Here is a 25,228-nt window from a genome sequence, read left to right as displayed (position 1 = left end):
AAATCACGGAATTGTGTATACGAAAATAAAGCCCCTCGTTGCCGGCTGCCGCGCTCACGCGGCGGCGTGCAGTTTCCGCAGGAAGACGTGCAGGCCGAGGGCGTCTCTCCTGCTCGGCTGTTCAACAGAAAGATGGCGGTGCAGCAGGTCGGCGACCTCTCCCGGAATCGGGTCGATCGCGTGGGCCTTCTTCACGTCTTGGGAGCCGAATCCGGCCAAGAGCGTCACGGACTCGCCGCCCGTGCCCCTCACCTCGACGCGGGCGTAGTCCGTGTCGAGGCGGATCAGCACACGAGCGATGGAGGCCCAGGGGAGCGCTCGCTCCACCCCGGCACCCATGATCCGGATCCCCCCGTCATCCCACTCGATGACGTAGCGCTTCCTTCGCCAGGCGAAGATCCACAACAGGGCGAGCACGATGACGACAGCCACGCCACCGGCGACCGCGACGACACCGGACCTGCCGAGGATGGAATCGGTCTCGAGGGAGATCGCGATCAACGCCGCCGTGGCAGCGGACCCTCCCACAGCCACGCAGCCGACGATGATCGCCACGAGCTGGCGCATGGAGACTCGCGTCGCCCGGATCGTCAGGCGGTACCCGTCACGCCCCTGCCCGATCGGCTCCCACATCCGTGCACCCCCTGTTCCGTCGATACGTCGGCTGCTCGAGGATCGTGTTGTCCCAGACCCACGTCGCCCGCCCCTGCGGCCGGGCCGCTGAGAGGTACAGCCGCTGACCGCCGACGTATCTCCGGTTCGACGGAGCCTCCGGGTCCGGGTCATGGTTCCCCGGGAATCGAGCGTTGCCTCGGGGGACGCTGACCTCGAAGGGCGCGTGGACCCAGACCGTCGCGTCCCACACCTTCGCAAGCTCGGGACGCTGGAGGAAGATCCCGTCGACGAGCACGACCCCCGCCGGAGGAACGGCTATCGGAGCGGGGTTGACAGCTTCGTCGCGATCGACGTCCCAGACGCCCGGTGTGATCGAGCCGTGCACACGCAGGCCGTCGACCACGCACGCGTGGAAGGCATCGTATCTGTACGAACCGGAGTAGAACCCTTCTGGACCTGCACCCGCGGCGACGCGCTCCGCCTTCGGGCGGTGGAATCCGTCGATGCTCACACGGACGACAGGTCTGCTCGCACGCCGCCGCGCGTGATCCACGAGTTCGCGGGAGAGGTGCGATTTGCCTGCCCCATCGAAGCCGTCCAGGGCCACCAGGATGCGATTCTCAGGACGAAGGCTCTCGATCTCAGCCCACAGCTGCGTCAGCACGGCCGCGCGCGAGTCGGCGATGCGCACGCCGGCTCAGCCGCCGATCGCGTTCATGCCGCGCGCCGGTTGCAGGAACGAGGGGTCGTTGATCGCGTGGCCCGGGAGCTTGCCGTGCACGCAGGAACGCAGCATCGCGGCGATCCCCCCGGCACGCGCGCCCGGTACGGCGTCGGCGCCGCGAAGCACGTCGACCAGGTCGTACTCGACGTTCGAGAACAGACAGTTGCGCAGCTGACCGTCGGCGGTCAGGCGCAGACGGTCGCAGGCGCCGCAGAACGGGGCGGTGACCGAGGCGATCACACCCACCTCGTGCGGTCCGCCGTCGATACGCCATTTCTCGGCCGGCGCGCCCCCACGACCCTCGACCGGGTCGAGACGCCAACGCTCGCCCAGGGATGCGAGGATCTCCTCGCGCGTGACCATCGAGGCCCGGTCCCAGGTGTGTCCGGCATCCAGCGGCATCTGCTCGATGAAGCGCAGCTGCGCGCCCATCCTCATCGCGAACTCCACGAGGTCGACCAGCTCGTCGTCGTTGACGCCGCGCATGGCGACCGCGTTCAGCTTGAGAGGGCGGAGGGACGAGGCCGCGGCCGCGGCGATGCCCTCGAACACGTCGTCTAGTCGGTCGCGCCGGGTGAGATCGGCGAAGCGCTGACGGTCGACCGTGTCGATGCTGATGTTGAGGCGCGTGAGTCCGGCATCGATCAGGTCGGGGAGCTTCGGGGCGAGGCTGATGCCGTTGGTGGTCATCGCGACCTCGACGGGGCCGTCCTCCCCCTCGATGCGGGCGATGCGCCGCACGACCTCGACGATGTCGCCTCGCAGCAGCGGCTCGCCGCCGGTGAGGCGGAACGTGCGGATGCCGAGAGCGGCGGCCACCTCGGCGACCTCGACGATCTCGTCGGTGGAGAGGATGCTCGTGCGGGCGAGCCATTCGTTGCCCTGCTCGGGCATGCAGTAGGTGCAGCGCAGCGAGCAGCGGTCGGTGAGCGAGATGCGCAGATCACGATGCACACGGCCATGCGTGTCGACGAGACCGCCACCGGGGGCCTCGTGGCCGGCCGCCTGCGGCGCCGATGCGGCGTGCGGCGGGCGCACACCGATCACGACCGGTACGGCCGTCATGGCGCTCCCCCGCTCCCCGTCATCGTTCGAGACTAACCCGCCGAGACTCGGTCGGGGCCGCCTCGGCGACGGCGAGCGGGAGATTGTCAGCGTTTCGACGGCCTCCGCGGGGCTGCTCAGACCACGGATACGAAGCGCACGCGCTCGGGGTCTATCCGCAGGCGGACCTGATCCCCCGGCGCGAGCCCGTCCGCTTCGGCGAGCGAGACGTCGACCGCGCACGCCCGGGTCTGCACCCGCACCCCGGCGAGCGTGGATTCGAGTCGTGTGACCTCGGTCTCCCAGGCATCCGATTCCGCATCACCGACGACCTGCACATGCTCGGGACGGAACACTGCGGCGAGCGGCGAGCCCACGACCGCGGCGAGCGCGAGCGAGGCGGCATCCGTGCTCGCGAGACGCCGGTGACCGCTGCGCCACCCGCCGTCCGCCGCGACGCCCACCAGCCGATTGACGCCCGCGATCGAGGCGACGAAGTCCGAGGCGGGCGCCGACAGCACGTCGCGCACGGGTCCGGTCTGCGTGACACGCCCCGACTCGATGACCACGAGACGGTCAGCCAGCGCGACGGCGTCCGCGGCGTCGTGCGTGACCGCGATCGTGGTGATCCCGGTGAGCTGATCGCGCAGCATCTGTCGGATGTCGCCCGCCGTCGCCGGATCGAGCGCCACCAGCGGTTCGTCGAGCAGCACCGCGCGCGGAGATGCGGCGAGCGCTCTGGCGACCGCGACGCGCTGCCCTTCGCCGCCGGAGAGCTCGCGCGGCATGCGATCCCCCGCGCCGGGGAGTCCGACGCGTGCAAGCCACTCATCGGCCGAGTCGCGCGCGGTGCGGGCGTCCTCTCCTGCCGCGCGAGGGCCGAAGGCGACGTTCTCGCGCACCGACAGGTGAGGGAACAGCCGCGCATCCTGGCCGAGCAGCACGATGCCCCGGTTCATGGGTGCGGTCCGCACGCGCGGAGCGGCGACGCGGTCGACCACGCGTCCGTCGACCTCGATCTCCCCTGCAGTCAGCGGCTCGAGCCCTGCGAGCGCCTGCAGGAGGGTCGATTTGCCCGCACCACTGGGCCCCATGATGGCGACGGTCTCACCGACCGCGACCTGCACCGCGACCTCGACGGCGAAGTGCTCGCGTTCGACGATCACCTGTGCCCGCAGCCCCGGCGCTGCGCCGGCGTGGTGCTCCGACGGACTCATCGTGTCACCCCCGGTCGCCACCCGCGCACCAGCAGCAGTACGACGATCGCGGTGGCGAGCAGCAGCAGCGCGAGGGCGACCGCCGTGCCCTGCGACACTCCCGCTCCGTTGAACGCCGTGTAGATCGCCAGCGGCATGGTCTGCGTGACCCCAGGCCGATTTCCGGCGAACAGCGCCGTCGCCCCGAACTCGCCGATGGCCCGCGCGAAGCACAGCACGACGCCGGCGACGATGCCCGGAGCCGCGAGCGGCAGGGTGATGCGGCGCAGGATCGTCCATCGGCCGGCTCCGAGCGCCGCCGCCGTGCGTTCGTAGTCCACACCCGAGGTGCGTACGGCACCCTCCACGGCCAGCACCAGGAACGGCAGCGCGACGAACGTCTGCGCCAGCACCACCGCCGGGGTGCTGAAGGACAGACCGAGTCCGCCGAGCCACCCTGCACGCCCGAACAGGTACAGCAGCGCGACACCGCCCACCATCGGCGGCAGCACCAGTGGCACCGTGACGACGGCGCGCAGCACCGCTGCCAGTCGAGGGCCGGAGCGGGCGATGTACAGCGCGAGTGGCACGCCCACGATGATGCACACGACGGTGGCCACGAGGCCGGTGCCGAGCGAGAGCAGGAGTGCCGAGAGCGCAGCCTGCGATGTCACATCCGCAAGGAAGGTCGACCACTGCACCCGCGCGACGAGAGCGGTGAGCGGCAGGACCAGGAAGAGCAGTCCGACGAGGGCGGGAACTGCGAGAGCGCGCGGAGCGTATCCGTGCGCAGGTGCCGCGCTCACGGGGCTCCGAAGCCGAAGTCCGCCAGGATCCTCTGACCCTCCGCCGACAGCACGAAGGCCACGAACGCCTCGGCCGCCTCGACGTTCGGCGCGTCGGAGAGCGCGGTGATCGGGTAGTGGTTGACGACCTCGTCGGCGCCGTCGGGCACGATCACCTCGACATCGTCACGACCGATCACGTCGGTGGCGTACACGAGTCCGGCGTCGGCTTCGGAGGCGGCGACCTTCGTGAGCACGGCCGTCACGTTCTGCTCGAGACTCGCGGCGTCGACCGTCACGCCCGCCGTGGAGAGCAGCTTCGCGGAGGCCGCACCGCAGGGCACCTCCGGCGCGCACAGCACCGTGGTCACGTCGGCCAGATCGGCCAGTGCCCCGACCCCGCCCGGGTTGCCGGTCGGCACGGCGATCACGAGGGTGTTGGAGGCGAACAACGCAGGATCCACCGCAGCATCGGCCGCCTTGTCCATGTTGGCCTCGTCGGCGGATGCGAACACGTCGGCCGGCGCGCCTTCGAGGATCTGCGTGACCAGGGTCGACGAGCCGTCGTACACAGGGCTGAACCGCACGCCCGGGTTCTCGGCGGTGAAGGCCTCTCCGATCGCGTCGAAGGCCCCGCTGAGGGAGGCGGCGGCGTAGACCGTGAGGTCTCCGCTCAGGCCGCCCTCCGCCGTCGTCGGTGTGGCCGTGCTCCCGTCGGCGGTCGCACAGCCCGTGAGGGCGAGCGCGACGGCGGCGAGGACGGCGACGGCGGAACGGCGGAACGTGCGGTTCATGTCAGCCCTTCGGGACCTCGACGACGACCTGGGTCGCCTTGACGGATGCGGTGGCGAGCGAACCGACCTCGAGCTGGAGTTCGCGCACCGCTTCGGACGAGATCAGCGAGACGACCCGATGCGGTCCGGATTGGATGTCGATCTGTGCCATCAACCCGTCGACCTGCACCCGGGTGACGATGCCGACGAAGCGATTGCGGGCACTGGAGAGCACGTCTCCGGCCTTCTTCGCCTCGTCCGCGAGGGCGACGGCTCGCGCCGCGACGGCATCCCCGGGGATCTCGGCCGGAACCGCATCGGTGACCGGCAGCAGCCCCTGCTCGATCCATCGACGGACCGTGTCGTCGCTCACCCCGAGCAGCTGCGCGGCACGGGCGATCCGGTAGGTCTGCATGAAGAGAATCTACCGCAGATACGGAGATATCTACTGATAATCTCCGTTCCTGCGACGACGCGGCCGAACACCCCACCCTCAAGCGCCGCGATCCCCGTGTCCCCCGAATGGCCGATACCGCGTGCGTCGGATGTCCGACATGATGACTATCACCATGACGGCACCGAATCCACCGGCGGACGACCTGTCCGACTTCGCCGAGCTGATGACGCACGAGCAGGAGTTCCTCTCCCCTCGTGATCTCGTCGATCCGGTAGTCCGCCGAAGGCGCAGGCGCCGCGGTCTCATCATCACGGCGGTCTGCGTCGTCCTGTTGCTGGCCGCGACCGGCGGTTACGTCGGGTGGGCTCTCACCGCTCCCGTCGGTGCGCCCACTATGACCACACAGACACCGCAGGCCCCGACCGTCGATGCGGCGGCGGTCGCCACGCCCCCGGTCGGCGCATCGGCGATCAGCGTCTCCGGCGCGGACGCCTACCTGGGCGAGTCGGCGAGTGGAATCTGGACGTCGAGCGGCACCGGCGAGCCGCTCCCCATCGCGAGCATCACGAAGCTCATCACCGCGTTGGTCATCCTCGAGGCCTCCCCGCTCGCCTCCGCAGAAGACCCCGGACCGACGATCACGTTCGACAAATCCGATCACGACCTCTACGACAGGTACTACGTGATGGGGGCGACCATCGCCCCCATGCCCACCGGCACCTCGATGTCGCTGCGCGATGCCCTGGCCGCCATGCTGATCCCCTCGGCGAGCAACTACGCCGAGGCGCTGTCATCCCGGATCTTCGGATCGCAGAGCGCGTTCCTCGGCGCGACGCGCGACTGGCTCGCCGCCCATGGGCTGACGGGCACGACGATCACCGAGCCCACGGGGATCAGCCCCCGCAACACGAGCACGCCCGCCGACCTCCTGGCGATCGGGAAGCTCGCCGCCGCGAATCCGGTGATCGCTCAGATCGTCGCGACCCCATCGATCTCACTCCCCGGCGCCGGCCCGCTCAACAACACCAACGGACTTCTCGGAACCAGCGGCATCACGGGGTTGAAGACCGGCAGCCTCGGCGAGGGCACCTACAGCCTGCTGTACACCGCGACCCTCGTCGTGGGCACCACCGACCCTCTCGCGGTGACCGGTGTCGTGCTCGGAGGACCCTCGCGCGAGTCGGTGAACGCCAGCGTGATCGCCACTCTGGACAGCGTCCGCGCCGGTTTCCACCAGGTGCCGGTCGCGACCTCAGGACAGGAGATCGGCACGATCTCGACGCCGTGGGGCGACACCGCGCGACTGGTCATCGGAGAGGCGGCATCGATCTTCACCTGGTCGGACACGCCGATCACCGTGACGATGGACATCGAGACTCCGCCGACCTATCGGGACGGCTCGGTCGTGGGGAGCGTCACCTGGACCGCGGGCCCGAACACCGTCACCGCCCGGGTCCAGATCAAAGGCAGCATCGACTCGCCGTCCGAGTGGTGGCGACTCACCCACCCGTCCGAGCTCGGCTCGATGACGGATGCCGCGCGCTGAGGCGACACGGGCGATCCGATCGACCGTCGTCAGAGCACCCGCGTTCTGCCCTATCCTGACCGCGTAGGTCTTCGGAAGGAACACCATGGCGGATGCTGTCGTTCTCGTATCGGGCGGTGCTGCAGTGACACCGTTCACGGATCCCGACCGCGCCAGCGGGTCGGGCCTCGCCGCCGGCAACACGCTCACCGCCCTTCGCGCTCATCTTCTCGAGCGTGGCGCTGCGGTCTTCACCGCACCCGCCCGCATCGGAGACGGCGAGGTCAGGGAAGACGCCGGGTGGCAGGGTTTCGCTGATGCGCCCGTCGTGCTGCCCGCAGAGATGACCGTCAACGCGGTCGGCGGGATCGACGAGGGCGGTGCCCGCTTGGCCGCATTCCTGCGGTGGCTCGGCGAGGAACACGGCTTCACCGACGTCGACCTCGTCGCGCACTCGATGGGCGGGCTGTTCTCCCGCGCGGCGATCCGCCATCTGCAGGGGGCCGGACCGTCGGTGCATCGACTCCTCACCCTCGGGACCCCGTGGGAGGGTTCGCTGCTCGGCGATGTGCTCACCGGCGAGATCTCCGCGAACGACGCCGCCGGCGACGAGGGGACCGCCCAGATCCTGGAGAGATCGCGCAGCTACGCCGCCGAGAACTCGCAGGGCGCTGCCGACCAGGTCTCGCGCCGGTTCCTTCGGGAGTGGAATGCGACGCAGGTCGGAGTGCTCGACACGATCACCGTCACCGCGATCGGCGCCGGGCACTTCCACGCGGCATCCGAACCGCTCCAGCTGTGGCCGCACGACGGGCTCGTGTCGCAGCGGAGCGCTCGGGCGGACGACGTGCCGAGCGAGGTCCTCCCCCGCGCTGTCCGTCACAGCTTCGACGACGACGTGCACAGCATCTTCTTCGCCGACGCCTTCGGCCTGCCGTGGGAGCGGGCGCTCACCTGGGATCCTGAGGTGTTCGCGGTCGTCGACGATGCGCTCCAGGCCAGAACCGGGGGCATACGCTGAACCCATGCAGCCCCTCGTCGCCCCCGTCGCCGCGCTGGACCCCGAAGAACTCGTCCGCACGGCCCGGCACGCGGTGCTCTCCGGCATCGGCGAAGAAGGTCAGCGCCGCCTCAACGCCGCGCATGTCACGATCATCGGCGCGGGAGGACTCGGCTCCCCTGTGCTGCTCGCCCTGGCCGCCGCGGGAATCGGCACCATCACGGTGATCGACGACGACATCGTCGAGCTCACCAACCTGCAGCGCCAGCTGGCGCACCGGGTGGAGGACATCGGAGCGTTGAAGACCGCATCCGCCGCGCGCGCCATCACCGCCCTCGCTCCGCAGACCGTGGTGACCCAGGTGCCCGAACGCCTCGACGCTGTCAACGCCGAACGCCTGCTCGCCGGCGCCGATGTGGTGGTCGACACGAGCGATTCGTTCTCGACCCGCCGCGATGTGGCCGCAGCGGCCGAAGCGCTCGGGCTCCCCCTCGTGTGGGGTGCCGTGCAGGAGTGGCATGCGCAGGCCACGGTGTTCTGGTCGGACCCGCCGGAGGGGGAGCCGGTGGTGCTCGCCGACCTCTTCCCTCTGGGCACCGAGGGCGAGCCGCCCAGCTGCGCTCAGGTCGGTGTTCTCGGAGCCCTGTGTGTGCAGGTCGGCGGGCTGCTGGCGGGCGAGGTGATCAAGCTCCTGAGCGGTGCCGGCGAACCGCTGCTCGGTCGGCTCGCGGTGATCGATGCGCTCACCTCCCGCCAGCACGAGATACCGATCCGTCCGGCGTCCACGGCGACGAGGGCGGTGCGCGCATGACCGGCCGCCGCACGGTCGAGGAGCAGCTCGCCCGTGTGCTCGATGCCGTCCGCCTGATCGAGAGCGAGGCGCGTCCGGTGGCTGATGCCGCAGGACGCACCCTCGCCGCTCCCGCAGCCGCCGCCCACGACATCCCCCTGTTCGACAACTCCGCGATGGACGGCTTCGCCGTGCGCGGCGGCGATGTCGCTGAGGCCTCCGAGGAGAACCCGGTCACTCTGCGCGTGGTCGCCGACCTCCCCGCGGGCGTCGACCTCGACCCCCCGCTCGGCGTGGGCGAAGCCGCCCGCATCATGACCGGATCCCCCACCCCCACCGACGCCGACGTGATCGTGCCGTTCGAGGACACGGCCGGTGGCCTCGCCGACTCGCTCGACGAGGTGAGGGTGTTGCGCGCTCCGGCGAAGCCAGGGGTGTTCGTGCGCCGACGCGGGGCCGACCTGCACGCAGGCGACGAGGTCGTGCACGCCGGCGAGCGCCTGGGTCCTTTCCAGCTGGCCGCCGCGGTCGCCGCCGGGGTCGCCGAGGTCTCGGTGACGCGAGCTCCGCGCGTGGCGGTGGTGTCGACCGGGAGCGAACTGCTCGCACCGGGGGAATCCCCCACCCGCGGGCGCATCCCCGACTCCAACGGACCGCTGCTCGAACAACTGGTCTCCGAGGCCGATGCCGAGGTGGTGCTGGTCGCGCGCGTTCCGGACGAGGCGGGCGCCGTCAGGGCGGTGACCGCCGAAGCCCTCGCCCTCGGCGCCGATGTGATCGTGTTCACCGGCGGGGTGAGCGCGGGGGCCTACGAGCCCGTGCGCGGGGCCTTCGACGGCGGCGGACAGGTCGAGTTCAGCGCGGTCGCCATGCAGCCCGGCAAGCCGCAGGCCTTCGGAGTGCTCGATGACGGGTGCCTGGTGTTCGGCCTGCCGGGGAACCCCGTGAGCGTGGCGGTGTCGTTCGAGGTGTTCGTGCGCCCCGCCCTGCTCGCGATGCAGGGGCGTGCCCTGATCCACCGCCCTCGTGCGCCGTTCACCGCCGACGCATCGTGGACGCCGCCCCCGGGACGTCGCCAGTACCTGCCGGCCGTGGTCGACCTCGCCGCGCGCACGGTGCGTCCTGCGACCGCCGGCGGATCTGGATCCCATCTCGCCGGCGGACTCGCACGTGCGCACGCGTTCGCGATCGTGCCGGCAGAGGTCGAGACCGTCGCCGTGGGCGATGTGATCGATGTCATGCTGGTCGGATGAGCTTTCCCCACCTTGACGCCGGCGGCCGCGCGCACATGGTCGATGTGACCGCGAAGCAGCCGACCGTCCGCACCGCGACCGCCCGCGGTTTCGTGCGCTGCAGCACCGACGTGATCGCCGCCCTCCGCGACGGCACCGTACCGAAGGGCGACGTGCTCGCCGTGGCGCGCATCGCCGGTATCCAGGCGGCCAAGTCCACGCCTTCGCTGCTGCCGCTCGCGCACGTGATCGGGGTGCACCGCGCGAGCGTCGAGCTCGACATCGTCGACGACGGCGTTCGCATCGAGGCGACCGTGGGCACCGCAGATCGCACCGGGGTGGAGATGGAGGCTCTCACCGCCGTCTCGGTCACCGCTCTGGCGGTCGTCGACATGATCAAGGGCGTCGACCGCGCGGTCGTGATCGAAGACGTGCGCATCGTGGCGAAGTCGGGTGGGCGCTCGGGCGACTGGGTGCGCCCCGGAGAAGCCGCCCCCGGAGAAGCCCGATGACGCGGGTGCGCTACTTCGCCGCCGCCGCAGAGGCCGCGGGGACGGGCGAGGAGGAGCGCGGCGAACGTTCCCTCCTGGCTCTGCGGACCGCCGTCGTGGCTGAGCATCCGGCTCTCGCCGACATCCTGCCGCGCTGCGCGGTGCTCGTCGACGGGGTGCGCACCGACGGCGACATCGCCCTCGACGACGCCGAGCTCATCGACGTGCTCCCGCCCTTCGCGGGCGGCTGACAGCGCACCACGTGCATGACCGCCGGCCAGCTGCATGATCGCCGGCCGGCGTTTCCTCCTGCATACGGCAAAACCTCATGCAGGTGACGCGTCGAGAACGGCGATGGTGCGCGGGGATCAGCCGCCGATGCCCTTCCACGACGACGACCCGTCGACCTCGAGCTGACGCTTCCACACCGGCAGGTCTGCCTTGATCGCCTCGATGACGGCCCGGCACACCTCGAACGCCTCGGCGCGGTGCTCGGAGGCGACCGCGATCACGACGGCCGCATCGCCGACGTCGAGGTGTCCGATGCGATGGCTCACGGCCACCACGGTTGGGGCCTCCGCTCCGGCACCGGCCTCCTGGGCGATCCTTCGCAGTGCCGCCTCCGCATCGGGGTGAGCGCTGTACTCCAGTCCGACCACGGGCGTCTCGGCGTCCGGGTCGTTGTCGCGAACGCGACCGACGAAGGTCGTCACCGCTCCCAGCCGGGGATCTTCGACCGCCGCCAGGTGTGCATCCAGATCGAGTCGCGCTTCCGATACCGCTGCGATTCGCACGTCGTTCATGAGTGGTCTCCGCCCTCCACTTGATCCAGGATGTGCGCGGCGACGCCGAGCACCACGGGTACGCCGGAGGCGACAGCGCGGGTCGAGCCGGGCAGGTTCACCACGAGCATGCCCGCCGGGTCGACGATGCCGGCGAGCCCGCGCGACAGCACGGACAGCGGGGTGTCGGCGAGGCCGCGACGACGCAGCTCCTCGGCGATGCCGGGAAGCTCGCGGGTGATCACACGCCGCGTCCCCTCGGGTGTCAGATCACGTGGGCCGACGCCCGTCCCACCGGTGGTCACGACCAGGCGGATGCCACGTGCGGCGGCTCGGCGCAGGGCATCCGCCACCGACCCCGCACCGTCGGCGATGACCTCCGCGTCGGGGCAGTGCCACCCTGCCTCACGCAGCAGCCCCACGGCGATCGGGCCTCCCCGATCCTCGCGTTCTCCGGAGAACGAGCGGTCCGAGACGGTGATCACGAGTGCGGGGAACGGGCCCATGGCTCCCACCATAGGCCCGAGCGGGTGACCGCGCACGGGTCTCAGTTGACCCGGATGAGCGAACGCTGCCAGCCCGACGATCCGTTCGGCGCGATGGGTGCCCGCTCCTGGATCTGCAGGTCGCCGTTCTTGTTCACCGCGCGCACCGCGACATAGTGCGTGCCCGGTGTGGCATCCCACTCCATGAACCACTGCACCCAGGTGTCGTCGTTGATCGGCGCCGACAGGGTGGCCTGAACCCAGTCGCCGTCGTCGATGCTCACCTCCACGCGCTCGATGCCGACCGACTGCGCCCAGGCGACTCCGGCGATCGGGATCTTCCCGGCCGCGACCGCCTCGCCGATCTTGGGGGTGTCGACGCGAGAGGCGAACTTGATCGGCGCCTCGGCGCTGTAGCCACGCGGCGTCCAGTACGCCTCATCCTGAGCGAACGTCGTCACCTTGAGCTCCGTGAGCCACTTGGTCGCCGACACGTACCCGTAGAGTCCGGGAACCACCATCCGCACAGGGAAACCGTGCTCGAGCGGGAGCGGTTCACCGTTCATCCCGACGGCGAGGATCGCATCGAGGTTGTCATCGGTGAGTGCCGACAGCGGCGTGCTCGCGGTGTAGCCGTCGACGCTGCGCGAGAGCACCATGTCGGCGCCGGACTTCACACCCGCCTTCTTGAGCACGTCTCGCAACGGCACCCCGAGCCACTTCGCGTTCCCGACGAGCTCGCCGCCGACCTCGTTCGACACGCACGTGAGCGTGATGGCGTACTCGTCGAGGCCCATGTCGAGGATGTCCTGGAAGCTCATCTCCACACGCTGGTCGACCATGCCGTCGATCACCAGACGCCAGGTGTCCGGATCGATCGAGGGAACCGTGAGGGCCGTGTCGACGCGGTAGAAGTCCTTGTTCGGGGTGAACAGCTTGCTGAGCCCGGGGATGTCGAGCTCGGCGCCGTCCGGCACCGTGACCGTCGTGCGGGGAGAGGGCAGCTTGAGCGCGCTCCTGATCGCCTCCACCGATGACACGGCCATGCTCACCGTGCGAGCCGTGATGCCCACCACCAGCGCGGATGCTCCGGCGAGAGCGGCGAGGACGAAGAAGCGGCGCCTGTCGATCCCCGGCCGCGCAGGTTCCGCAGCGGCGAGGTCGGCACCGGTCTCAGCGGCGTCCGCGGACACCGTGTCGTCGTTCTCGTCCCCCGGCGTTCCGACCACGGATGCCCTCCACCCGCGCAGGCGCCGGCACAGGAGAACGAGGACGAACGACCCCGCGACGGTTCCGAGCACCGGCGGAAGGAAGGCGAGCGGGGTCACCGCGGCGCGGGTCACGATCGCCGCGGTCGAGAGCACGCCCGCGATCACCAGAGCGATCACGCCGAGCGGCGGACGCACCAGCTGCAGGATGCCGGCGATCGCCGAGGCGATGAACACCGCGAGACCGAGGCCGGCCAGCAGCGCGATCTTGTCGTATTCGCCGAAGGTGGCGATCGCGAACTCCTTGAAGGGCTGCGGCACGATGTCGATCACGAACCCGCCGACCGCGAGGATCGGACTGGCCGCGCGCGCGAAGAGCAGCGCGAACAGCTCGGCCGTCGCGAGGAAGACGCCACCGCCGATCACGCCCGCGAGGGCGGCCCAGACGAGGAATCTCTTGCCACTGCGGCGCTGCACCATGATCGTCTCCTGTTCCACCGGGTCCGGTGTGATCCCCCGTTGTTCGGAGCCGAGGCGCGATCGGATGTGAGGATCGGCGGAAGACGCTCCCGCAGGTCAGAGACGCCGCACGGTGATGGCCTCGCGTCCCTGGAACTGCCGCAGCGTGCGCATGCAACGGGAGCACAGGATCTCGACCCGACGCGGGTGGCCCTCGCCGCACACGCAGTCGACCGTGACGCGCCACTTCGCCTTGCGCCCGCACGGCTGGTAGCCGTCGTCGTCGCCGTGGTCGCACTCGCACCGCTGCCGTTCACGGTCGACTCCCGCGAGTTGGTCGATCTTCGCGACTTCGTCGACGTCGGTGTCGGCCTCGACGGCCTCGGCTTCCTGCGTTCTCCCCACCAGCCGATGCTCCCAGGACCGCGGCTGCGCGCGCAACACGCTCGCGCGCGGGCGCGCCCCGATCAGACCCCGACCACCCGTGGATCGGTGGGAGCGTCCGGGATCGCCGGCGGCGCGGGAGGGGGAGCCGGGGCGAGCTGGCGCTGCGGCACCCCGTGCGCCTCGCGGTGCAGTCGCTCCATGCGGCTGTCGAGTTCGGCGGCGGCATCCGCGGCATCCGAGAGGCTGTCGACGAGGTGCGAGGGCACCTGGTTCGAGAACTTGTAGTAGATCTTGTGCTCGAGGCTCGCCCAGAAGTCCATCGCTATCGTGCGGAACTGCACTTCCACCGGCACCGAGAGCGCACCGGTCGACAGGAACACGGGCACCTCGATGATCGCGTGCAGGCTCTTGTAGCCGTTGGCCTTGGGGTGGGCGATGTAGTCCTTGACCGTGCGCACGGTGACGTCGTCCTGCGCGGTGAGCAGGTCGAACAGTCGGTAGACGTCGGCGACGAAGCTGCAGGTCACGCGCACACCGGCGATGTCGGTGATCTCTGCGCGGATGCGGTCGAAGTCGGGCTCGTCGATACCCTTGCGGGCGATCTTCTCGACGATGCTGTCGGGCGACTTCAGCCGACTCTTCACGTGCTCGATGGGGTTGTACGCGTGGTCGTGCGTGAACTCGTCGCGCAGGATCGAGATCTTCGTCTCGACCTCGCGCATCCCGAACTCGTACTCGCGCAGGAACCGCTGCAGCTCGTCTCGCAGCACGCGGGCCTGGTTGATCGTGTCCTCGGTGACGTGAACAGTCGTCATGCCCTCGACGTTACGGCTTCGTGATCGGAAACCGCTGTGGATCCCTGATGTCCGCGCGGGCGTCGACGAGATGCTGACCGGAGAGGACGCCGGGAAGCCCGCGCCCGAAGCGGGTGGTGAACAGCATCACGATCGCGACGAGGATCAGGAGCGACGAGGCGAGATCGAAGAGTCCCCCCAGCAGTGCGAGCGCGCTGAGCCCGCCGATGCCGCCCGTCCACCGCAGGAGCCGGGCGAACGGCGCCGGCAGGGGTGAGCCCGTGTACCGCAGCTGCACGGCGATGTCACCGATCGAGCGCCCGCTGATCAGGATCAGCGCCAGGAAGAGGGCCGAAGGGGCGATGGTTCCCGCGGCGGACGCGAGGCCGCCGTCGAGCACCGCTGCGCGGTCGTCGGCCACGAACTGCAGCCACAGCTGCACGGTCACACTGACGCCCACGCTCAGGAACCCGAAGGCGAGGCCATCGCACAGCATCGCGAGGGCCCGGCGACCGCGGGTGACGGGACGCGGGAGGTCAGCGTCGGGGCTCGCCTTCGCGCCGCGCAGCGCCCTCGGGACGAGGAGGGCCACTGTGCACCCGACGACGGCGCCCAGCGTGTTCGTCATGAGGTCGCCCACGTCGAAGAAGCGGTACGCGCACGGGTAGACGCCCCACACACCGGTCAGCTGCGTGGTCTCGACCAGCAACGACAGACCGAAGCCTGCGGCCAGCGCCGTCAGGATGCCGCGGCCGGCGAGCACGCGGACGAAGAAGCCGAGCGGCACGAACAGCACCACGTTGAACACCAGCTGTAGCAGGGCCGGGTGCCGCAGCGGGTTCCCCGGCGCCGCGAGGGCCTTCTGCACGTCGCGCACGACCGACATCGGATCGGTGATCGCCCCCACGCAGCGGATCGTGTCGGGGTCGGGCAGCGGAAGCAGGGTGTAGGTCCAGATGGCCCAGAAGTAGATGAGAGCCGCGAGCCAGAGCAGCGTGCGCCCGAAGCCGAGTCGCCCGCGCCGCCGGTAGCTGACCGCTACGAACGGCACGAACAGAAGGATGCCGAAAGCCACCCCCACCGCGATCGCGATGAATCCGAGCAACACTTGATCTTCCACCGCGTGCCAGTGTAGCCGCGCCCGTAAGGATTGCGTGAGGACCGCACATCCCACCGTAGGGATTCCGTGAGGATCGCGTGAGGATGCCATCAGGAGGCGTAGTGTCGCCCGACGTGCCAGACGAAATCAGGGAGGCCGCGGACGCACCGCCGCGCGCCAAGCGCATCCTCATCGGAGAACCGCTGACGAGTCAGCAGGTCGACGACCAGCTGCTCCCGAAGCGCATGGCTCTGCCGATCTTCGCATCCGATGCCCTCAGCTCGGTGGCCTACGCCCCGCAGGAGCTGGTGATGATCCTGCTGATCGGCGGGCTCACCTTCCTGTCGTTCACGCCACTCGTCGCGATCGCCGTCGTCGTGCTGCTTGTCGTGGTCGTGCTCAGCTACCGCCAGCTCATCAAGGCGTACCCGTCGGGCGGTGGCGACTACGAGGTCGCGTCGAAGAACCTCGGCGAGATCCCCGGTGTGATCGTGGCCGCGGCGCTCCTGGTCGACTACGTGCTGACCGTGGCCGTGTCGGTCGCCTCCGGTGTCGACAACATCATCTCGGCCGTGCCGGGCCTCGACCCCTTCCGCATCGAGCTCGCCGTCGGCTTCGTGGTGCTCATCATCGTCGTGAACCTGCGCGGGGTGCGCGAGGCCTCCTTGGTCTTCGCGATCCCGACGTACGTGTTCATCGGCTCGGTCGGCGTCATGATCGTGACCGGCCTGATCCGCACCTTCCTGGGCGACGCCCCCGTGGCCTCGAGCGCCGAGTTCTCGGTGCAGGCCGAGAGCCTCGGGCAGGCGGCCGTGATCCTGCTGATCCTGCGCGCGTTCTCGAGCGGATGCTCCGCCCTCACCGGCGTCGAGGCCGTGTCGAACGGGGTCCCCGCGTTCCGCGCCCCGAAGGTGCGCAACGCCCAGTCGACCCTCGTGCTGATGGGCTCGATCGCCATCTGCCTCTTCGCCGGGCTCACCGCCCTCGCCCTCATCACCGGCGTGCACTACGCCGAGAACCCCTGCGACCTCGTCGGGTTCGACTGCACGAATCCGCAGCCCTCCCTGATGGCCCAGATCGCCGCAGCGACCTTCGGCGGCGGCAGCATCGCGTTCTTCATCGTGCAGGCGGCGACCGCGTGCGTGCTCCTGCTCGCCGCGAACACCGCGTTCAACGGCTTCCCGCTGCTGGGGGCCGTGCTCGCCCGCGACGGCTACGCTCCGAAGTCGCTCAACACCCGCGGCGACCGCCTCGTGTTCTCGAACGGCATGATCCTGCTGGGCATCGCGGCGATCGCGGTGCTCGTGATCTTCCAGGCGAAGCTGACCACACTGATCCAGCTGTACATCATCGGTGTGTTCGTCTCGTTCTCGCTCGGACAGATCGGCATGGTGCGGCACTGGCGACGCGTGCTTCGCGGACCGGTCGAGGACACGAAGGACTCGGGAGTCGACGGAGCCACGGCATCCGATCGCCGCTCGGCGAAGGTCGGGCTCATCATCAACTCGGCCGGCGCTGTGATGACCGTGCTCGTGCTGGTCATCGTGACGATCACCAAGTTCACGCACGGCGCGTATCTGGTGTTCTTCGCGATCCCGATCCTCGCCTTCCTGATGTTGGGCGTGAAGCGGTACTACCGCGACGTCGAGCACGAGATCGCGATCGACGACACCACCCGGTTCGGTGCGACGGGCGACCTCGCCATCGTTCTCGTCAATCGACTGCAGAAGCCGGTCGTGAAGGCCATCGACTACGCGATCGCGGCCAAGCACGGCAAGACCCTGGCGGTGCACGTGGCCGTGGCCTCCGACGATGCGGCGCAGCTGCAGAAGGACTGGGCCGACCACCTCGTGCCGATCCCGCTCGTGATCGTCGAATCCCCGTACCGCTCGTTCGCGCAACCGGTCACGCAGTTCATCAAGCAGTACCGCGAGAAGCACGGCTCGTCCGTCGTCACCGTGTACCTGCCGCAGTACATCGTGGGTCACTGGTGGGAGTCGTTCCTGCACAACCGTCGCGCCCGGCGTCTCGCCAACCAGCTGATGCTCGTGCATGGGGTGTCGATCACCCTCGTGCCGTGGCTGCTCGACTCTTCGGAGCTCATCTACGGCCGCCGCTCACGCCCGTTGCCCGGGCAGGAGCGCGCCGGTCGTCCAGTGGTCGTGAACGGCCGACGCGCGCATCGTCCTGCCGGTCCGCCGCAGGACGGCGCCCCCGAGGCCTGAGTCCGCGTCGTCCCCGCCCCTTCCGGATCTCGCGTTCGAATCTCCGTGAACCCGATGGTCGTTATCGCGCAATACAGAGTGTGAGCATCCACGACGAATCGATCTTCCGCCCCGCCCTCGACCCGGCGTCCGTCTCGCTGCCGCCGACCGTCCAGGTCGATCTCACCTGGCTGTGGACCGACCTCGGAGCGAAGCCCGACCGGCATTGAGCGAGGCGGTCAGCGCTGAGCCTCGACGTTGAGGAGGTTCTCGACGATGGGCCCCGCGACCACGGTGTAGATCAACGCGAGGAAGATCGCGTATGTCGCGGTGAAACCGATCGCTGCGCCTCGCGTCGTGCGGGTGAGGAAGTGCTCACCGACGCGTCTCAGCAGTGCGCCCGGGTGCCGGATGTCCCAACTGTTCACGCGGATGTAGCGCCCCAGGTACATGCCGAACGCGATCGCCACCAGGACGCCCCCGACGGCGACGAGCGATGGCCATCTCGTGAAGGCACCGGCCTGATCTCCGAAGAACTGCAGGGCGAAGATCGTGTGCGCGAGGAACACGTTGACCACGGTGTTGATGACCCCCGACATCGCGAGCGAGATGACGAGAATGATGTCGTACCACAGCGGCACGGGGTCGTCGGCCTTGCGATGAGACTGGTTGAGCTCTGTGATCAGGTAGCTGGCGTTGGGCAGCATGAGCAGCCAGGCCACACCTCCCACGACCAGCGCTGCCACGCTGAGCGGCGGAGCCACCACGACAAGCGCGACAGAGACCGCCATCACCACCGCGAGGATCAGAACGGGGACGATCGACAAGAAGATGTTCCAGAGCATCGGCCGGTACAGCCGGGTGCCGTAGACCCGCGCCCTGAGCACCACGAGCACCGTCGCGTAGATGTTCAGCCCCAGAGAACCCACGAAGAGAATGACCACCTGACGGAGCGTACCCGAAAAGCCCTTATCGTCCGAGTTCAGATAGTATGGATCCATACAATCCGCGGATGAAGAGAGCGATGGTGTGATGAAGGTCGAGATGTGGGCAGATGTCGTCTGCTCGTGGTGCGGTATCGCCAACGAGCGGATCAACGCGGCGATCGAGCAGTTCGAGCACGGTCGCGATACCGAGCTCCAGCACCGGTCGTTCCGGCTTCTCCCCGAGCTGCCCGAGGGCACCGGGTGGGAGTTCACCGAGTACATGTCGAGGCAACGAGGCGCAACGGAACAAGAGGCGACGGAGATGGCCCGCCGCATCGAGGACATCGCGCACGCCGACGGCATCGAGGCCTATCACGTGGCCGGCAACACCATCGGCAACACGACGCTCGCGCATGAGTTCCTGGCATGGGCGACATCGAAGGGAAAGCACCGAGAGGCGTGGGACCTCGTCTTCCGCGAGAAGTTCGGCAGCAGGGTGGAGATCTGGACGAGCGAGGAGCTCGCGACATTCGCTGAACCCCTGGGTCTCGATGCGCAGGAAGCCCGGGCGGCGCTGGATGAGCGTCGGTTCCGCAGCAGCGTCGAAGCCGATCATGCGGAACTGACCGCGCTCGGCTCCGGGGGCGTTCCGTTCGTGGTGATCGACCGCACCTACGCACTCTCCGGCGCGAAACCCGTGAGCACGATCGTCGCGGCCCTCGAAAAGGCATGGAACGAAAGGGCATCCGCATGAGCGCATCGCAGAGACCACTCCTGCGGCCTTTCGACGGTGAAGATGAAGCCGGCGGCGAGGAGATGTGCACCCCGCAGGGTTGTGTGCTTCCCGTGCTCGGAACCGTGTCGAACCCCTCAGAGCCTCGCCTCACCGAGTCCGCCGCCCGAGAGGAGGCCTAGATGCTGATGGTCACGGGTGCCACCGGCCAGCTCGGGCGGGGCGTCGTCTCACACCTGCGCCGATCGAACCTCGAGGGGAACTTCACGATCCTGGCGCGCGATGCCGCGAAGGCTGCACGGTTCGTCGACGTGCCCGTTCGGCTGGCCGACTTCGACGACCCCGCCTCGCTCCCTCCCGCCTTCGCTGGCGTCAGCACTCTCCTGCTCATCTCGACGATGTCGATGAATCGAGCGCACCAGCAACGCCAGGTGGTCGATGCGGCCGTCGCGGCAGGCGTCGAGCACATCGTCTACACCGGCCTCGCCATCCGCGACATCGCGTCCTCCGGAGTGCGGGACATCATGAGCAGTCACTTCGAGACCGAAGATCACATCACGGCGAGCGGGGTGGGGTACACCTTCCTGCGCAACACCATGTATGCCGAGGCGATCCGGGATATCGTCAGCCCGGCTCTGCGAGACGGTTCGTTCTCGTTGCCCGGCGGGGCGGGACGCGTGCCGTACGTGCTGCGTGCCGAGCTGGCTGAGGCAGCCGCGAACGTCCTCATCGACGGCGGCCACGAGAACAGGACCTACACTCTCACCGCCGACCGCTCCTGGTCGTACGCCGAGGTGGCATCGGCCCTCTCAGAACTCGTGAGCACCCCTGTCGAGTATCGCGACGTCTCCGCGGACGAGTTCACCTCGATGCTCGCGGGAACCGGCATGCCCGAGTTCGCGAGACACCTCACCGCAGGGACGGTGGCCGATATCAAGGACGGCCAGTACGAGGTCGTGTCATCCGACCTGACCGCACTGCTCGGGCGCCGCCCTCGTGGGCTCCCGGCGATGCTGTCCGAGCTCTACCAGGGTGCTCTCGCCGAGAGCGGCGTCTGAGAAGCGCGGGAGAAGCACACCAGAAGGGCCGAGCCTCTGACGTGGTCAGCAGCTCGGCCCTTCTCCTGTGAGCAGGTGTCACACCCGAACGACCATCTTCCCGGTGTTCTCTCCGCGCATCATCGCCAGGAATGCATCGAACATCCCGTCGAAGCCCTCTCGAATCGTCTCGCGGTGCCGAAGCGTGCCCTCGGCGATCCAGCCTGAGGCCTCCCTCAGGAAGCGCTCCCGCAGATCCATCTCCTCCGACACCATGAACGCGAGAATCCGCGAACGCGTGATGGAGAGGTGCCAGAGGTTTCGAGGTCCGACCACGGCTTCGTCGTTGTACTGCGAGAGCATGCCGGCGAGCACGAAACGCGCATGCACGCGCAACGCCCCGATCCCGGCTTCCATCGCCTCGCCTCCGACGTTGTCGAACACGACATCCACCCCGTCGGGCGCCAGCTTGGCGAGCTGATCCGCGATCGGCGCAGTCTTGTAGTTGAAGGCGGCGTCGAAACCGAAGACCTCGACGAGCTCTCGCACCTTCTCATCGCTGCCGGCGCTTCCGATCACGCGCTCTGCACCGCGAATCTTCGCGATCTGGCCTGCGACGCTGCCCACCGCGCCGGCGGCTCCCGACACGTAGACGGTCTCGCCGCCCGAGATCTCGGCGAACCGTTCGATCCCCACGTAGGCGGTCAGCCCCGGAATTCCGAGAACCCCCAGGTATGCGGGCAGGGGAGCCGCGTCCGGGTCCACCGGAAAAGCCGTGTCGGCATCGAGCACGGCATGCTCGCGCCATCCGAGCACATGGAAGACGTGGTCTCCCACGACGAAGTCGTCCGATCGCGATGCGAGCACTCTGCCGATGGCAGGTCCGTCCATCGGCGCGCCCACGTCGAACGGAGGCATATACGACTTCTTGTCGCTCATGCGTCCGCGCATGTAGGGGTCCACCGACAGGTATTCGTTCTCCACGAGGATCTGCCCGTCCTGGAGGTCGGGGAGCGCGAGGACCTGAAGGGCGACGTCGTCCGTCGTGGGTCGCCCCTCCGGGCGGCTCACCAGGGACCATGCCCTGGTCGAGGTGGGCAGGGGTTCGGCAGCGTTGTTGCTCATGGCTTCTTCCGTCACGGATGTCTGGATCATCATCAGAGGAGAGGTGGTGGGCCGCAGCCCACCACCGAGATCATCTATTCCGTGATGACGTTGTAGTCGCTCTCCGGAGCGGAGGTCGCGTACTCCTCCATGCGGGCGATCAGACCGTCACGGAAGGTGTAGACCTGCACCCACTTCTGGGTGAAGTCGCCCTCGGCGTTGCTCATCGTGAACTTCTCGCGGCCGAACACGGCGACGACATCGCCCTCCTGCACCATGCTGAGCACTTCGAACTGCTCGACCGACATGGTCGTGAAGTTGATCTCGAAGAACTTGGTGACCGCGGCCTTGCCCTCGAAACGCATGGACGGCAGCTTCTGGGTGCCGTGGTGGATCCAGACCGAGTCATCGGTGACGGTCGCTGCCGCGGCGTGCGCGTCCTGCGCTGCGAAGGCTGCGAACATGCGATCCAGTACGGACTTCTCTGGGGTGCTCATGATGAATTCCTTCCTGGACGACGACTGTCGGATCCCGACCGCCGCCCACTTATTGAACGATATGAGATGATCTTATCTCGGATAATCTGCAGGAGGCTCGGCCCGGGAAGGACGGGAAGTGGGCCTGAAATCAGGCGATGCCTCTCTCCTGCGCGCGCAACGGAGCGCGGAAGGGTCCGCGGAATGCGCTCACCGTCACGGCGCCCGAAGGGATCCGCGGTCACGTCGGCAGGGTTTCTCCGGCCCCCACATGGGAGGAACCCTGCGGCCCGACGCAGGATGACACTTTGCACGGGCCAAGATCATCTTACAACAGATGATCCTGGGAGGTCTGATATGCCTGAGTACAATGAGGACGTGCTCCCCGACATCGATCTCTCCACACCCTCGATCGCGCCGTGCGCGACCATCGAGGGTCCGGAGGGCGCGGCGCTCGTCTGGATGTTGCGTCAGTCCGAACGCGCCCTGACGGCGACGTTCGATGAAGCCTGTCGCTCGGTCGGGCTTCGAGATGTGCGCGACACCCTCGTCCTCTCTGTCGCAGGAGACGGAGCAGGACATACCCAGACGGAGATCGCTCAGATCGTCGGTCTGGACAAGACCACCCTCGGCGGCATCATCGATCGCCTCGAGAACGACGGCCTCCTCGTGCGCACCGCGCACCCTTCGAACCGCAAGGTGCGCATCCCCACCACCACGCCGGCCGGAGCCGAGGTCCTGGCCGAGGCGAATCAGCTCGGACAGGAAGCGGTGGAGACTCTCATGTCGAGCTTCAGCGCCCCGGAGATCGCGGACCTCCGCTCCTTCCTCTGGCGCATCTCGTCCTCGCCGACCCCGTAGCCGACCGATCAGCCGCGTGCGAGATCTCAGCGCAGGCTGACATATCGGACCAGACAAGATCATCCGCAGTAAGATGATCCTCACCGCTGCACACGCTTCATCGCGCAGTCGGCACTCCTGTGTGGAGACAGGGATCCCCGTTGACCGTCCCGCTCAGACTCGACAGGCCATCGGGAGAATGGGCGAACTCACCGAAACCGAACGGCAGGTAGTTGTGGTGCTCGATCTCGCAAGACCGGTGGTGCTGTGTCGATGGGGGTCACCCGAGGGGATCATGGCTCTTCGAGCTCGCCGGGGGACATGCGCATGAACGACTGGTTGCAGACCTGGATGGATGCCGGGGAGAGCGGTGATGCGGAGCGCGCCCGCGGTGCTCTCGCCGACGACGTGGTCCTCGTGTCGCCGGTCACCGATCAGTTCGTCTTCGAGGGCGCGGAGAGCGTGGTCGATCTGCTTCGTGACGTGTTCGACGTCATCACCGAGATCACCTACACCAGAGTGGAGCGAATCCCGTCCGGCGCGATCCTGTTCGCTGAGGCGCAGATAGGCGACGTCCGACTCAACGAAGCGCAGTTCATCGACCTGGATGCCGAAACCGGGCGCATATCGAAGCTCACGCTGTTCTTCCGCCCCCTGCCCGCGGCGACGAAGTTCCTTCGTCGGCTCGGACCCGCCGTCGCGAGACGACAGGGACACGACGGGACCGCGCGACTGCTCAGGGCGACCGGCGCATTTCTCGACTCCGTGGCTGCGACAGGAGACCGCACCTTCGTCCCGATGGCGGCACCGGGCCGAAGCGGAGACGCGAAAGACGGGGACTAGCGCCGAAGCGCTCCGGGACACGACGGCATCGGATGGGCTCGAGCCTGTCGGATGCGAGAGCCAGGCCCGCTCGAACTCCGCCGCGTCGCTAGCCCGAGACCAGCATCAGCACGAGCACGGCGGCGAGCACGGTCGGCACCGCGGCCACCGCGCCCCACAGCATGAAGCGGCTCCATCGGATCGTCACGCCCAGCGCCACGACCCGGTGGTGCCAGAGCAAGGTCGCCAGCGAGGCCCAGGGCGTGATGAGCGGGCCGAGGTTCACCCCGATCAGCAACGCCATCAGGGCGACGGGATCGCCTGCTGCGGGCTCGAGCACGAGATAAGCCGGAAGATTGTTGATCGCGTTGGCGCTCACGGCCCCGAGTGCGGCGAGCCGGAACAGGTCGCCGGCAGAATCGCCGTTCGCGGTCGGCGAGGTCAGGAAGTCGAGGAGCCCCTGCGCGTGCGCGGCCTCCACGAGCACGAACAGTGATGCGGCGAGCGCGAGCGCCTGCCACGGGACCAGCGAGAGCCGCAGGGCACGCCGCCTCCGCACCGCGAACAGGCCGATCAGCGCGAGGGCGGCGACCGTGGCCGGGATCCAGACGTCATGGGTGAGGGCGAGCAGTGGCATCAGCACAAGGAGGATGCCGGTGGCGCTCCAGAACAGCGTCGGATCGGCGGGTCTGCGCGGCACCGGCGTCTCGTACGCACCGAAGACGGTACGCCGATGCATGATCGTGAGGATCGCGACGGGAACGAGGATGCCGACCAGCGTGGGCGCCCAGCTGAGAGCGATGAACGCCCCCGGCCCGTCGCCGATCGCGGGGGCGGCGAGCAGGTTGGTGAGGTTCGACACCGGGAGCGCGAGGGATGCCGTGTTGGCGAGCCAGACGGTCGCCAACGCGAACGGGAGGGGTGAGACGCCGATGCTCTGCGCCAGGACGACCACGACCGGGGTGACGATCACCGCTGTCGTGTCGAGCGACAGGAACACCGTGCTCACCACGGCGAGCGCGACCACCAGCGCCCACAGAGCCAGCACCCGCCCCCGGCCCCAGCGGGCGAGCCGCTGCGAGACCACGTCGAAGACCGCCGCGTCGCGGGCGAGCTCGGCGACGATCGTGATGGCGACGACGAACCCCAGCACGGGGGCTATCCGTGCGCCGAGAGCCCCGGCATCGGCGTGCGGCAGGAGCCCGCTGACCACGCAGACGAGCGCGACGACGACCAGTCCGGCGACGATCCACGTCCCGGCCCCGATCCTCATCCTTCTGATTCCCACCTCGTGAGCATA

29 protein-coding genes are annotated in these 25,228 nt (G+C 68.7%); 12 read left to right on the top strand and 17 right to left on the bottom strand.

From position 1 onward, the window contains the following. Nucleotides 1-54: 54 nt before the first annotated feature. The 7 genes from ACP699_RS13395 to ACP699_RS13365 form a co-directional block, all read right to left on the bottom strand. Nucleotides 55-633 carry a hypothetical protein gene (locus ACP699_RS13395; protein ID WP_426171767.1) on the bottom strand — a complete coding sequence of 193 codons (579 nt, stop codon included), beginning with the start codon at nucleotides 631-633 and terminating at the stop codon, nucleotides 55-57. Continuing rightward, a complete protein-coding gene (locus ACP699_RS13390) occupies nucleotides 605-1,306 on the bottom strand; it encodes a uridine kinase (RefSeq protein WP_426171765.1) in 702 nt (233 codons plus the stop codon). The genes ACP699_RS13395 and ACP699_RS13390 overlap by 29 nt, the downstream gene beginning before the upstream one ends. A 6-nt stretch (nucleotides 1,307-1,312) precedes the next feature. After that, a complete protein-coding gene (gene moaA, locus ACP699_RS13385) occupies nucleotides 1,313-2,404 on the bottom strand; it encodes a GTP 3',8-cyclase MoaA (RefSeq protein WP_302794436.1) in 1,092 nt (363 codons plus the stop codon). 116 nt (nucleotides 2,405-2,520) lie between these two features. Further along, on the bottom strand, nucleotides 2,521-3,600 hold the full coding sequence (locus tag ACP699_RS13380) for a sulfate/molybdate ABC transporter ATP-binding protein (RefSeq protein WP_426171763.1): 1,080 nt from the start codon (nucleotides 3,598-3,600) through the stop codon (nucleotides 2,521-2,523). Continuing rightward, a complete protein-coding gene (gene modB, locus ACP699_RS13375; RefSeq protein WP_426171761.1) occupies nucleotides 3,597-4,385 on the bottom strand; it encodes a molybdate ABC transporter permease subunit in 789 nt (262 codons plus the stop codon). The genes ACP699_RS13380 and modB overlap by 4 nt, the downstream gene beginning before the upstream one ends. Next, nucleotides 4,382-5,158, bottom strand: coding sequence for a molybdate ABC transporter substrate-binding protein (gene modA, locus ACP699_RS13370; protein WP_426171759.1), 777 nt, complete (start codon nucleotides 5,156-5,158; stop codon nucleotides 4,382-4,384). The genes modB and modA overlap by 4 nt, the downstream gene beginning before the upstream one ends. Nucleotide 5,159: 1 nt before the next feature. Then, the gene (locus tag ACP699_RS13365) at nucleotides 5,160-5,552 is read right to left on the bottom strand and encodes a TOBE domain-containing protein (protein ID WP_055876426.1); all 393 of its coding nucleotides are present in this window, start codon (nucleotides 5,550-5,552) and stop codon (nucleotides 5,160-5,162) included. 139 nt (nucleotides 5,553-5,691) lie between these two features. On the opposite strand from ACP699_RS13365, the gene ACP699_RS13360 reads away from it, so the two are divergent. The 6 genes from ACP699_RS13360 to ACP699_RS13335 all read left to right on the top strand — a co-directional run bounded on the left by ACP699_RS13360 (nucleotide 5,692) and on the right by ACP699_RS13335 (nucleotide 10,823). Next, on the top strand, nucleotides 5,692-7,080 hold the full coding sequence (locus tag ACP699_RS13360) for a D-alanyl-D-alanine carboxypeptidase family protein (RefSeq protein WP_426171756.1): 1,389 nt from the start codon (nucleotides 5,692-5,694) through the stop codon (nucleotides 7,078-7,080). An 85-nt stretch (nucleotides 7,081-7,165) separates the two neighbouring features. After that, nucleotides 7,166-8,080 carry an esterase/lipase family protein gene (locus ACP699_RS13355; protein ID WP_426171754.1) on the top strand — a complete coding sequence of 305 codons (915 nt, stop codon included), beginning with the start codon at nucleotides 7,166-7,168 and terminating at the stop codon, nucleotides 8,078-8,080. A gap of 4 nt (nucleotides 8,081-8,084) precedes the next feature. Next, nucleotides 8,085-8,870 (top strand): HesA/MoeB/ThiF family protein, encoded by a 786-nt coding sequence (locus tag ACP699_RS13350; RefSeq protein ID WP_426171752.1) that lies wholly within the window; start codon nucleotides 8,085-8,087, stop codon nucleotides 8,868-8,870. After that, complete coding sequence (gene glp, locus ACP699_RS13345; RefSeq protein WP_151486780.1) at nucleotides 8,867-10,102, top strand: molybdopterin molybdotransferase MoeA; 1,236 nt, start codon at nucleotides 8,867-8,869, stop codon at nucleotides 10,100-10,102. The genes ACP699_RS13350 and glp overlap by 4 nt, the downstream gene beginning before the upstream one ends. After that, entirely contained in the window at nucleotides 10,099-10,593 is a 495-nt protein-coding gene (moaC, locus tag ACP699_RS13340; protein ID WP_055876414.1) for a cyclic pyranopterin monophosphate synthase MoaC, read from the top strand. Before glp ends, moaC begins: the two co-directional genes overlap by 4 nt. Then, entirely contained in the window at nucleotides 10,590-10,823 is a 234-nt protein-coding gene (locus ACP699_RS13335; protein WP_055869296.1) for a MoaD/ThiS family protein, read from the top strand. Before moaC ends, ACP699_RS13335 begins: the two co-directional genes overlap by 4 nt. 117 nt (nucleotides 10,824-10,940) lie before the next feature. On the opposite strand, the gene ACP699_RS13330 is transcribed toward ACP699_RS13335, so the two are convergent. From ACP699_RS13330 to ACP699_RS13305, 6 genes are all read right to left on the bottom strand, one after another. Continuing rightward, complete coding sequence (locus tag ACP699_RS13330; RefSeq protein ID WP_426171748.1) at nucleotides 10,941-11,375, bottom strand: molybdenum cofactor biosynthesis protein MoaE; 435 nt, start codon at nucleotides 11,373-11,375, stop codon at nucleotides 10,941-10,943. After that, nucleotides 11,372-11,860, bottom strand: coding sequence for a MogA/MoaB family molybdenum cofactor biosynthesis protein (locus ACP699_RS13325; protein ID WP_055869295.1), 489 nt, complete (start codon nucleotides 11,858-11,860; stop codon nucleotides 11,372-11,374). The genes ACP699_RS13330 and ACP699_RS13325 overlap by 4 nt, the downstream gene beginning before the upstream one ends. Before the next feature lie 41 nt (nucleotides 11,861-11,901). Continuing rightward, on the bottom strand, nucleotides 11,902-13,527 hold the full coding sequence (locus ACP699_RS13320) for a molybdopterin-dependent oxidoreductase (protein ID WP_426171746.1): 1,626 nt from the start codon (nucleotides 13,525-13,527) through the stop codon (nucleotides 11,902-11,904). A 96-nt stretch (nucleotides 13,528-13,623) separates the two neighbouring features. Beyond that, nucleotides 13,624-13,911, bottom strand: coding sequence for a hypothetical protein (locus ACP699_RS13315; RefSeq protein ID WP_055876405.1), 288 nt, complete (start codon nucleotides 13,909-13,911; stop codon nucleotides 13,624-13,626). 62 nt (nucleotides 13,912-13,973) lie between these two features. Continuing rightward, nucleotides 13,974-14,708 (bottom strand): GTP pyrophosphokinase, encoded by a 735-nt coding sequence (locus ACP699_RS13310; RefSeq protein WP_055869293.1) that lies wholly within the window; start codon nucleotides 14,706-14,708, stop codon nucleotides 13,974-13,976. 10 nt (nucleotides 14,709-14,718) lie between these two features. Continuing rightward, entirely contained in the window at nucleotides 14,719-15,807 is a 1,089-nt protein-coding gene (locus ACP699_RS13305) for a VanZ family protein (RefSeq protein WP_426171743.1), read from the bottom strand. 83 nt (nucleotides 15,808-15,890) lie between these two features. On the opposite strand from ACP699_RS13305, the gene ACP699_RS13300 reads away from it, so the two are divergent. Both ACP699_RS13300 and ACP699_RS13295 read left to right on the top strand, forming a co-directional pair. Beyond that, nucleotides 15,891-18,011 carry an APC family permease gene (locus ACP699_RS13300; RefSeq protein ID WP_426171741.1) on the top strand — a complete coding sequence of 707 codons (2,121 nt, stop codon included), beginning with the start codon at nucleotides 15,891-15,893 and terminating at the stop codon, nucleotides 18,009-18,011. 80 nt (nucleotides 18,012-18,091) lie between these two features. Continuing rightward, complete coding sequence (locus ACP699_RS13295) at nucleotides 18,092-18,220, top strand: hypothetical protein (protein WP_017831252.1); 129 nt, start codon at nucleotides 18,092-18,094, stop codon at nucleotides 18,218-18,220. 9 nt (nucleotides 18,221-18,229) lie between these two features. Here ACP699_RS13295 and ACP699_RS13290 read toward each other — a convergent pair whose 3' ends face one another. Next, entirely contained in the window at nucleotides 18,230-18,934 is a 705-nt protein-coding gene (locus tag ACP699_RS13290) for a DUF1361 domain-containing protein (RefSeq protein ID WP_167497475.1), read from the bottom strand. 88 nt (nucleotides 18,935-19,022) lie between these two features. Between ACP699_RS13290 and ACP699_RS13285 the strand changes: the two genes are divergently transcribed. Both ACP699_RS13285 and ACP699_RS13280 read left to right on the top strand, forming a co-directional pair. Then, nucleotides 19,023-19,670 (top strand): DsbA family oxidoreductase, encoded by a 648-nt coding sequence (locus tag ACP699_RS13285; protein WP_426171738.1) that lies wholly within the window; start codon nucleotides 19,023-19,025, stop codon nucleotides 19,668-19,670. A 161-nt stretch (nucleotides 19,671-19,831) separates the two neighbouring features. Further along, on the top strand, nucleotides 19,832-20,707 hold the full coding sequence (locus tag ACP699_RS13280; protein ID WP_426171736.1) for an NmrA family NAD(P)-binding protein: 876 nt from the start codon (nucleotides 19,832-19,834) through the stop codon (nucleotides 20,705-20,707). Between the two features lie 78 nt (nucleotides 20,708-20,785). Here the strand turns inward: ACP699_RS13280 and ACP699_RS13275 are convergent, their stop codons facing one another. Further along, complete coding sequence (locus tag ACP699_RS13275; protein ID WP_426171734.1) at nucleotides 20,786-21,811, bottom strand: NADP-dependent oxidoreductase; 1,026 nt, start codon at nucleotides 21,809-21,811, stop codon at nucleotides 20,786-20,788. A gap of 74 nt (nucleotides 21,812-21,885) precedes the next feature. Beyond that, complete coding sequence (locus ACP699_RS13270) at nucleotides 21,886-22,287, bottom strand: nuclear transport factor 2 family protein (protein WP_400643880.1); 402 nt, start codon at nucleotides 22,285-22,287, stop codon at nucleotides 21,886-21,888. 336 nt (nucleotides 22,288-22,623) lie between these two features. On the opposite strand from ACP699_RS13270, the gene ACP699_RS13265 reads away from it, so the two are divergent. Both ACP699_RS13265 and ACP699_RS13260 read left to right on the top strand, forming a co-directional pair. After that, nucleotides 22,624-23,127: a MarR family winged helix-turn-helix transcriptional regulator gene (locus ACP699_RS13265; protein ID WP_164743624.1), complete on the top strand. Its 504-nt coding sequence runs from the start codon at nucleotides 22,624-22,626 to the stop codon at nucleotides 23,125-23,127. 306 nt (nucleotides 23,128-23,433) lie between these two features. Continuing rightward, complete coding sequence (locus tag ACP699_RS13260) at nucleotides 23,434-23,949, top strand: hypothetical protein (protein ID WP_426171731.1); 516 nt, start codon at nucleotides 23,434-23,436, stop codon at nucleotides 23,947-23,949. Nucleotides 23,950-24,037: 88 nt separating this feature from the next. Here the strand turns inward: ACP699_RS13260 and ACP699_RS13255 are convergent, their stop codons facing one another. Continuing rightward, on the bottom strand, nucleotides 24,038-25,201 hold the full coding sequence (locus ACP699_RS13255; protein ID WP_426171729.1) for an SLC13 family permease: 1,164 nt from the start codon (nucleotides 25,199-25,201) through the stop codon (nucleotides 24,038-24,040). Nucleotides 25,202-25,228: the final 27 nt, after the last annotated feature.

The organism is Microbacterium sp. DWRC1-3, assembly GCF_049896645.1.
GTDB classification, from domain to species: Bacteria; Actinomycetota; Actinomycetes; order Actinomycetales; family Microbacteriaceae; genus Microbacterium; species Microbacterium maritypicum.
Note: the sequence above shows the minus strand (reverse complement) of the source record. Positions and strands in the feature narration are given on the sequence as shown.